The sequence below is a fragment of the Pseudomonas sp. NY15354 genome (assembly GCF_048068075.1).
Lineage (GTDB): Bacteria > Pseudomonadota > Gammaproteobacteria > Pseudomonadales > Pseudomonadaceae > Aquipseudomonas > Aquipseudomonas guariconensis_C.
The window spans coordinates 337,989-346,964 of sequence record NZ_JBLUPV010000003.1 but is presented as its reverse complement, the minus strand read 5'-3'; the positions used below and the strand labels follow the sequence as shown (position 1 = coordinate 346,964).

The window sequence follows — 8,976 nt, the reverse complement described above, 5'->3', positions numbered from 1 at the left end:
TGGGGGTTCGCCTGGCTGGGCGGTTGCGGGGGGCGGCTGGGCGCCCGTGGCGCCCCCCCGGCCCGCCCCTCCCGGGGGGGGTGGGCGGGGCGGGGCCCCGCGAAAGGGCTGCGAAGCCGCCCCCGTTATCTACAGGAACTGCTCGGCGTAGTGGCACGCCACCTGCCGCGTACTTACCTGGCGCAGCGCTGGCACCTCCTTGGCACAACGTTCGGTGGCATACGGGCAGCGTTTGTGGAACGCACAGCCGTCCGGTGGGTTGAGCGGGTTGGGCAGCTCACCGGCGATGCGGATCTTCGGCTTGAGCGGGTCGGGGTGGATCGCCGGAGTCGCCGACAGCAGTGCCTGGGTGTAGGGGTGCAGGGGCTTTTCGTAAATGTCCTCTTTGGGTCCCATCTCCGCCGGACGGCCCAGGTACATCACCAGCACCTGGTCGGCCACGTGGCGCACCACCGCGAGGTTGTGGGAGATGAACACGTAGGCGGTGTTGAACTCCTTCTGCAGGTCCATGAACAGGTTCAGTACCTGTGCCTGGATCGACACATCCAGGGCCGATGTTGGCTCGTCCGCCACCAACACCTTGGGTTGCAGCATCATCGCCCGGGCCAGGGCGATGCGCTGGCGCTGACCGCCGGAGAACATGTGTGGGTATCGCTGATAGTGCTCCGGGCGCAGGCCGACCTGCTCCATCATCTTCTGCACTTTCTCGCGCCGTTCGGTCTTGCTCAATGCGGTATTGATCAGCAGGGGCTCGGCGAGCTGGTCGCCGATCTTCTGCCGCGGGTTGAGCGAGGCGTAGGGGCTCTGGAAGACCATCTGCACGTCGCGGCGCAGTTGCTTGCGCTCGGCCTTGCTGGCGCCTTTGACCTCGGTCCCGGCGATCTGCAGGGAACCGGAGGAGGGCTCCTCGATCAGCGTCAGGGCCCGGGCCAGGGTGGACTTGCCGCAGCCAGACTCGCCCACCACGGCGAGGGTCTTGCCGGCCTCCAGCTCGAACGATACGCCGTTGAGGGCGCGTACCAGCGCATGGCCCTTGAACAGGCCGCGAGACACTTCGTAGTGGCGGGTCAGCTCACGGGCGGACAGAACGACGGTCATCACGCCACCTCCTGGTTCAGCGGATAGAAGCAACGCACCAGGCTATGAGCCTGGGGATCGAGAGGTGGACGCTGCTGGCGGCAGTTGTCCTGTACGTACGGGCAGCGCGGTGACAGCAGGCAGCCTTTGGGGCGGTCGTAACGCCCGGGCACGATCCCTGGCAAGGTGGCCAGACGCTCGGCACCTATGCTGTGTTCGGGAATGGCCGCCAGCAAGGCTTCGCTGTAGGGGTGGGCGGGGACGTCGAACAGCTCCGGTACCTGGCCTACTTCCACGGCCTGGCCGGCATACATCACGCACACGCGCTTGGCGGTCTCGGCGACCACGGCCAGGTCGTGGGTGATCAGAATGAGCGCCATGTTGCGCTCTTTCTGCAGGTTCACCAGCAGCTCCATGATCTGGGCCTGGATGGTCACGTCCAGCGCCGTGGTCGGTTCGTCGGCGATCAGCAGCTTGGGTTCGCCAGCAATCGCCATGGCGATCGCCACGCGTTGGCTCATGCCGCCGGAGAGCTGATGCGGGTAAGCGTCCAGGCGGCTTTCGGCGGCCGGGATCTCGACTTTCTTGAGCAGCTCCAGGGCCCGCTGGCGCGCGGCCTTGCCCTTCAGGCCCAGGTGTTGGCGCAGGACCTCCTCGATCTGGTAGCCCACGGTGTAGCTGGGGTTCAGCGCGGTCATCGGGTCCTGGAAGACCATGGCGATGTCCTTGCCCACCACCTTGCGCCGTTGCCGGCCGCTGAGCCGGAGCATGTCGGTGCCATCGAAATTGAGCACGTCGGCGGTGATGCGCCCGGGGGCGTCGATCAGGCCCATCAGGGCCATCATGGTGACTGACTTGCCGGAGCCGGACTCGCCGACGATGGCGAGGATTTCACCGGCTTGCACCGCCAGGTCCAGGCCGTCCACCACGGGCACGGCATTGGCGTCGCCGAAGCGCACGTTCAGGTTGTTGATCTGCAACAGTGACATGGCGTTCTCCTCAGGCGGCGTTCTTGAGTTTCGGGTCCAGCGCATCGCGCAGGCCGTCGCCCATCAGGTTGATTGCCAAGACACTGAGCAGGATCGTCAGGCCCGGCAGGCTCACCACCCACCAGGCGCGCTCGATGTAGTCACGGGCCGAGGCCAGCATGGTGCCCCACTCAGGGGTCGGCGGCTGCACCCCCAGGCCCAGGAAGCCCAGGGCGGCGGCGTCGAGGATCGCCGAGGAGAAGCTCAAGGTGGCCTGGACGATCAACGGTGCCATGCAGTTGGGCAGCACGGTGACGAACATCAGGCGCGGCAGACCGGCGCCAGCCAGGCGCGCGGCGGTGACGTAGTCGCGGTTCAGCTCGCCCATCACCGCGGCGCGGGTCAGGCGCACGTAGGAAGGCAGCGAGACGATGGCGATGGCGATCACGGTGTTGATCAGGCCAGGGCCGAGGATGGCGACAATGGCCACGGCCAGCAGCAGCGAGGGCAGGGCCAGCATCACGTCCATCAGGCGCATGATCGAAGGGCCGAGGATCTGCGGGAAGAACCCCGCCAGAAGGCCGAGCAAGATGCCTGGAATCAGCGACATCACCACCGAGGACAGACCGATCAACAACGACAGCCGCGCGCCCTGGATCAGGCGCGAGAGCAGGTCGCGGCCCAGCTCGTCGGTGCCGAGGATGAACTGCCAGGTGCCGCCTTCGAGCCACACCGGCGGGGTGAGCAGGAAGTCGCGGTATTGCTCGCTCGGGTTGTGCGGTGCGATCCAGGGGGCGAACAGCGCGCAGAACACGATCAGGCACATGAAGGCAAGGCCGGCCACGGCGCCTTTGTTGCGCGAGAAGGCTTGCCAGAACTCCTTGTACGGGGAGGGGTAGAGCAGGCTTTGGTCCACTGGGCTGGCCGGTGTGACGGATTTTGGAATAGAGCTTGTCATGGCTTGGGCCTCAGCGCTGATGACGGATGCGTGGGTTGGCCAGGCCGTAGAGGATGTCCACGACGAAGTTGACCAGGATCACCAGGCAGGCGATGAGCAGGATGCCGTTCTGGACCACGGGGTAGTCACGGGCACCGATGGCTTCGATCAGCCATTTGCCGATGCCCGGCCAGGAGAAGATGGTTTCGGTGAGCACAGCGCCGGCGAGCAGGGTGCCGACCTGCAGGCCGAACACGGTCAGCACCGGAATCAGCGCGTTGCGCAGGCCATGGATGAACACCACGCGGGCGGGCGACAGGCCCTTGGCGCGGGCAGTGCGGATGTAGTCTTCGCGCAGGACTTCGAGCATGGAGGAACGGGTCATGCGGGCGATCACCGCCAGGGGGATGGTACCCAGCACGATGGCCGGCAGGATCAGGTGCATGACGGCGTCCTTGAAGGCGCCTTCCTCGTCGCTGAGCAATGTGTCGATCAACATGAAGCCGGTTTTCGGCTCGATGTCATAGAGCAAGTCGATGCGCCCGGAAACCGGCGTCCAGCCCAGGCTCACCGAGAAGAACATGATCAGGATCAGGCCCCACCAGAAGATCGGCATGGAGTAGCCGGCCAGCGACACGCCCATGACCCCGTGATCGAACAGCGAACCGCGCTTGAGCGCGGCGATCACCCCGGCCAGGAGGCCGACAATGCCCGCGAACAGCAAGGCGGCGAAGGCCAGTTCAAGGGTCGCGGGGAACAGCGTGAGGAACTCGTTCCACACGCTCTCGCGCGTGCGCAGAGACTCGCCCAGGTCGCCCTGGGCCAGCTTGCCGATGTAATCCAGGTACTGGACCGGCAGCGGCTTGTTCAGGCCCAGGCGCTCCATGGCCTGGGCATGCATCTCAGGGTCGACCCTGCGTTCGCCCATCATGACTTCCACCGGGTCGCCGGGGATCAGGCGTATGAGCGCGAAGGTCAGCAGGGTGATGCCGAAGAAGGTCGGAATCAGCAAGCCGAGGCGCCGGGCAATAAAACTCAACATCGTCGGGTGTACCTCATTAAGCCGGTCAGGCGGTGCCGCCGGTTCCCGTGTGGGTCGCCGGCGGTCGTTGTTGTTGTGTCACTTCACCTTGGTGGTGGCGAAGTTGTTGTTGGTCAGTGGGTTGATCACGTAGCCCTCCACGTTCTGGCGCATGGCGGTGAACATCTTCGGATGGGCCATGTTGATCCACGGTTGGTCCTCATCGTACACCGTCATCGCTTCGGCATAGACCCACCGACGCTCATCGTCGCTGCTGATGGTGCGCGCTCGGGTGATCAGGTCCTGGAATTTCGGGTTGCACCAGCGGGCATAGTTCTCGCCGTTCTTCGCGGCCTCGCAACTGAGCAACGGGCCGAGGAAGTTGTCTGGGTCACCGTTGTCGCTGGCCCACCCGGTGGAGACCATGTCGGCTTCACCGGCCTTGGCACGGCGCAGCATTTCGGCCCATTCCATGACGCGGATATCGAGCTTGATGCCGATCTGGGCCAGATCGGCCTGGAGCATCTCGGCGGAAAGCCGCGGATTGGGGTTGGTCGGCCCACCGCCGTTGCGTGTGAAGAGGGTCATCACGGTCCCGTCCGGCACGCCCGCTTCTTTCAATAGCGCCCGGGCCTTGTCGAGATCCCGCGGTGGATTCCGGATCCCCACGTTGTTGCCCAGCATGGTGTATGGGTAAGGGTTGATCGCTTCGGTCGCGTTGCCCTTGCCGAACAGCTGGTCGATATGGTGTTGGCGGTCGAAGGCCATGTTGATGGCTTTACGCACACGAACATCGCTCAGGTATTTGTGCTGTGTGTTCATGGCGATGTAGCCGGTGACCAGCGCTTCGACCTCGGCGACCTTGAGCTTGGGATCGGCCTTGATCGCCGGCACATCGTCCGGCTTGGGGTACAGGGCAATCTGGCACTCGTTGGCGCGCAGCTTTTGCAGGCGCACGTTGCTGTCGGTGGCGATGGCGAAGATCAGCGCGTCCGCCGGTGGCTTGCCACGGAAGTAATCCGGGTTGGGTTTGTAGCGGACCTGGGCATCTTTGTTGTAGCGCTGGAAGATGAACGGCCCGGTGCCGATCGGCTTGCTGTTCAGATCGCCGGTCTTGCCGGCCTTGAGCAACTGGTCGCCGTACTCGGCCGAGTAGATCGAGGTGAAGGCCATGGCCATGTCACGCAGGAAGGGGGCTTCCGGGCGGGTCAGGGTGATCACCACGGTGTGGTCATCGGTCTTTTCCACGGACTTGAGCAAGTCCTTGAAAGCCATGCTCTCGAAGTAGGGGTAGCCGACGCTGGTCTTGTCGTGCCAGGGATGGTTCGGGTCCAGTTGGCGGTTGAGGCTCCATAGCACGTCATCGGCGTTGAACGTACGGGTGGGCGTGAAGTAAGGGGTGGTGTGGAACTTGACGCCTTCGCGCAGGTGGAAGGTGTAGGTCAGCCCATCCGGGCTGATATCCCAGCTTTTGGCCAGCGCCGGCTGGATATCGGTGGTGCCGGGCTTGAAGTCGACCAGGCGGTTGAAAAGGGTCTCGGCCGAGGCATCGGCGGTGACCGCGGTGGTGTACTGGACGATGTCGAAGCCTTCCGGGCTCGCCTCGGTGCACACCACCAGCGGCTTGGCCGCGAGCTGGGTCGCGGCGCCGAGAAGGACGGCCGCCAGGGCGGCACGCAGTGGTAGCGATGTCATGAAACCTCCCTGCAGATTGTTCCAGCGTAGCGCTTCGGCCCGCACACGGCGGGCCGGGCACTTGGGTCAGAGAATGTTGAATGGAATGGTGGTGACGATGCGCAGCTCGTCCAGGCTACCGTCGGCCTGGGCCTTGCTGGCACGGTGGGCGGTGTAGGTGGCGCGGATGCTGGTGTCCTTCAGCGGCCCGCTCTGCACGGCATAGCTGGTGCCGATGCCCCACTCGTAGTGGGTCTCGCCGTCCATGCCTTTGACGTCGTAGGCATCCCCTCGGTAGTGGGTGCCGTCGATGCCCCAGCCACGGGCGTTGTAGACGTTGAACTTCAAGCCCGGCACTCCATACGGGGCCATGTTCAGCACGTAGGAGATCTGCAGGGATTTCTCGTTGGGGCCGTTGAAGTCCGACAGCAGCGAGTTGGCGAGATAGATGCCGTTGGTTTCGTGCAGGTAGTCGAAGTACTCGTTGCCGTTGACCTGCTGCCAGGAGGCGCTCAGCGTGTGGGCCTGATGGGTGAGGCCGAACGACAGACTGTAGGTGTCGTTGTCGATCTCGCCCATCTTCTTGCTGCCGGTATCCACGGTCTTGTAGTAGTTCAGGCCCGTGGTCAGGCTCAGCACCGCGCTGTCGCCCAGCACATGGTTGGCACCGAAGTAGTATTGGTTCCAGAAGTCGTCGACCTTGGTGGTGTAGAGGCTGGTGGAGAGACTCTTGAACGGCTGGTAATTGATCCCCGCGGTGCTGGCGCGGTCGGTTTCGACGCCATTGCCGTACTCGCTGCGGAATTTGCTCAGGCTCTGCTCGGTACGTGGCGAGACGCGGTCGAAGGTCCCCAGGTCGAACGACAGGTTGTCGAATTCGGCGCTGTGCAGGAACGCACCCTGGAAGCTCGACGGCAAGGCGCGGTTGCCGATGTAGGAGATCATCGGCGTGTCCACCGACTGGCGGCCCACGGTAAGGGTGCTGTTGGAGACACGCGCCTTGACGTTGCCCAGGCCCATCTTGCTCCACTGGCCGATCACGTCGCCATCGCTGTGGGTCAGCGTGCGGTTGTTCGGCCCGGCGACCGCGGCGCGGCCGCGTTCAAGGGCGATGGCGTTGTAGCCGGCGGCCTCGACGGCGAAGCCCACGGTGCCCTCGGTGAAGCCAGAGCTGTAGTTGAGGATGGTGCCCTGCACCCAGTTGTCACGGCTGTGGGTCCGATGCTGGGTGCCGTCGCTCTTGTAGTACTTGAACAGCGGCGCGCGGGTGGCGCGTTCGCGGGCGTACCAGTTGCGCGTGCTGCCGGTCAGGCTCTGGCCTTCAAGAAAGCCTGTGGCCTCGGCCTGCTCGCTGCTTGATTTGACAGTGACCGGGATGAAGTCCTGGCTGACGGGTTCGGCCTGGGCCGTGGCGGACAATGCGCCTATCGACAGGGCCAGTGCGGTAAAGGTTGTACGTCTCAAGGTGAAGCTCCCTTTCTATTTTCTAGTTATTCCCAAGCCTTGTGGGCCGGGTGTTTTGCTGCGGTGTTGCCAGGGTTGCCGCGGGATCGCCGGGCAAATTCGGGGGAATTGTGTTGCCGCTACCGCCCTCTTCGCGGGTGAACCCGCGAAGAGGGCTGGCAATCAGTCAACACTCACACCGGAAAAGTCGTTGCGTCCAAAGGGGCTGACGCGAAAATCCGAGACCTTGGCGCTGATCGGCTGGTTGACCGTGGAATGGGCCACCGGGGTGATCGGCACCTGTTGCTTGAGACGTTGCTGGGCTTGCTGATAAAGCCGGGTGCGCTGCTCGCGGTCGGTGACTTGCTTGGCCTGCTTGACCAGCGTGTCGTACTGACGGTCGCACCACAGGGAATAGTTGTTGCTGCCGATCGCATCGCAGCTGTACAGGGTGCCCAGCCAGTTGTCCGGGTCGCCGTTGTCACCAGTCCAGCCGATTAGGGCGATGTCATGCTCGCCGCTTTTCATGCGCTTGAGGTACTCGCCCCATTCGTAGCTGACGATCTTGGCCTTGATGCCGATCTTGGCCCAGTCGGCCTGGAGCATTTCGGCCATCAGCTTGGCATTGGGGTTGTAGGGCCGTTGCACGGGCATGGCCCACAGGGTGACCTCGGTGCCTTCCTTGACGCCGGCGGCCTTGAGCATTTCGCGGGCTTTGTCGGGGTCGAAGCCTGCGTCCTTGATGGTGTCGTCATAGGACCACTGGGTCGGCGGCATGGCATTGACGGCGGCCTGGCCCGAGTCCTGGTACACGGCCTGGATGATCGCCTGCTTGTTCACGGCCATGTCCATGGCCTGGCGCACGTCGAGGCGGTCGAAGGGGGGATGCTGGGTGTTGTAGGCGATGTAGCCGAGGTTGAAGCCTGGCTTCTGCAGGACGGTCAGCTTGCTGTCTGCTTTGATCGCGGGCAAGTCGGCCGGGCGTGGGTGCAGGGTGACCTGGCATTCGTTGCGGCGCAGTTTCTGGATACGTACCGACGGGTCGATGTTGATGGAGAACACCAGGTTGTCGAGCTTGACCTGCTCCGGCGCCCAATAGGCCGGGTTGCCCTTGTAGCGGATCTGCGAGTCCTTCTGGTAACGCTGGAACACGAACGGGCCGGTGCCGATCGGCTTCTGGTTGATGTCGCTGGGGCGGCCCTTGGCTAGCAGGTGGTCGGCGTACTCGGCGGAGAGAATCGAGGCGAAGCTCATGGCCAGGTTCTGGATGAACGCGGCATCGACGCTGTTGAGGGTGAACACCACGGTCAGGGGGCCGGTCTTGTCGACTTTGGCGATGTTCTTGTCCAGGCCCATGCTGATGAAATAGGGGAACTCGGTGGGATAGGCCTGGCGGAAGGGGTGTCGTTTGTCGAGCATGCGGTTGAAGGTGAACAGCACGTCATCGGCGTTGAAATCACGGCTTGGCGTGAAGTCCTTGTTGCCATGGAACTTGACGCCTTCGCGCAGGTGGAAGGTGTAGCGCATGCCATCCTCGGAGATCTCCCAGAAGGTCGCCAGCGCCGGGTGCACGGCGGTGCCGCCTCGCTCGAATTCAACCAGGCGGTTGTAGATCGGTTCGGCGGCATCGTTGTCGGTGGCGCTGGTGTACTGGGCCGTGTCGAAGCCGGCAGGGCTGCCTTCGGAGCAGAACACCAGGCTCTTTGCGAGCAGGTCTGGGGCCTGGGTCATCAGGCCGAGGCCGAGCAAAGTGCCGAAGAGGGTGATGGGGCGCATGGCTAGTCCTTTTGCGTCTGTCGTGCCTCGACCGGGTAGGAATCGCGGCAACAGGAGTCCGATCCCGTTGCGGGTGGCAG

The 8,976-nt window shown here is 64.0% G+C and carries 7 protein-coding genes; all 7 read right to left on the bottom strand.

Going from position 1 to position 8,976, the window contains the following annotated elements; genetic code table 11:
• Positions 1 to 129 precede the first annotated feature (129 nt).
• Positions 130 to 1,098, bottom strand: a complete 969-nt coding sequence (locus tag ACNFCH_RS05255) for a peptide ABC transporter ATP-binding protein (RefSeq protein WP_070093035.1) — start codon at positions 1,096 to 1,098, stop codon at positions 130 to 132.
• Positions 1,098 to 2,066 carry an ABC transporter ATP-binding protein gene (locus tag ACNFCH_RS05250; RefSeq protein ID WP_196162917.1) on the bottom strand — a complete coding sequence of 323 codons (969 nt, stop codon included), beginning with the start codon at positions 2,064 to 2,066 and terminating at the stop codon, positions 1,098 to 1,100. The genes ACNFCH_RS05255 and ACNFCH_RS05250 overlap by 1 nt, the downstream gene beginning before the upstream one ends.
• A gap of 10 nt (positions 2,067 to 2,076) precedes the next feature.
• Positions 2,077 to 3,003 (bottom strand): ABC transporter permease subunit, encoded by a 927-nt coding sequence (locus ACNFCH_RS05245; RefSeq protein ID WP_196162916.1) that lies wholly within the window; start codon positions 3,001 to 3,003, stop codon positions 2,077 to 2,079.
• Between the two features lie 10 nt (positions 3,004 to 3,013).
• Positions 3,014 to 4,024, bottom strand: a complete 1,011-nt coding sequence (locus ACNFCH_RS05240) for an ABC transporter permease subunit (protein WP_196162915.1) — start codon at positions 4,022 to 4,024, stop codon at positions 3,014 to 3,016.
• Between the two features lie 78 nt (positions 4,025 to 4,102).
• Entirely contained in the window at positions 4,103 to 5,698 is a 1,596-nt protein-coding gene (locus tag ACNFCH_RS05235) for an ABC transporter substrate-binding protein (RefSeq protein ID WP_416742386.1), read from the bottom strand.
• A gap of 66 nt (positions 5,699 to 5,764) precedes the next feature.
• Complete coding sequence (locus tag ACNFCH_RS05230; protein ID WP_337158022.1) at positions 5,765 to 7,141, bottom strand: OprD family porin; 1,377 nt, start codon at positions 7,139 to 7,141, stop codon at positions 5,765 to 5,767.
• A gap of 162 nt (positions 7,142 to 7,303) precedes the next feature.
• Positions 7,304 to 8,896, bottom strand: a complete 1,593-nt coding sequence (locus tag ACNFCH_RS05225) for an ABC transporter substrate-binding protein (protein ID WP_416742385.1) — start codon at positions 8,894 to 8,896, stop codon at positions 7,304 to 7,306.
• Positions 8,897 to 8,976 lie beyond the last annotated feature (80 nt).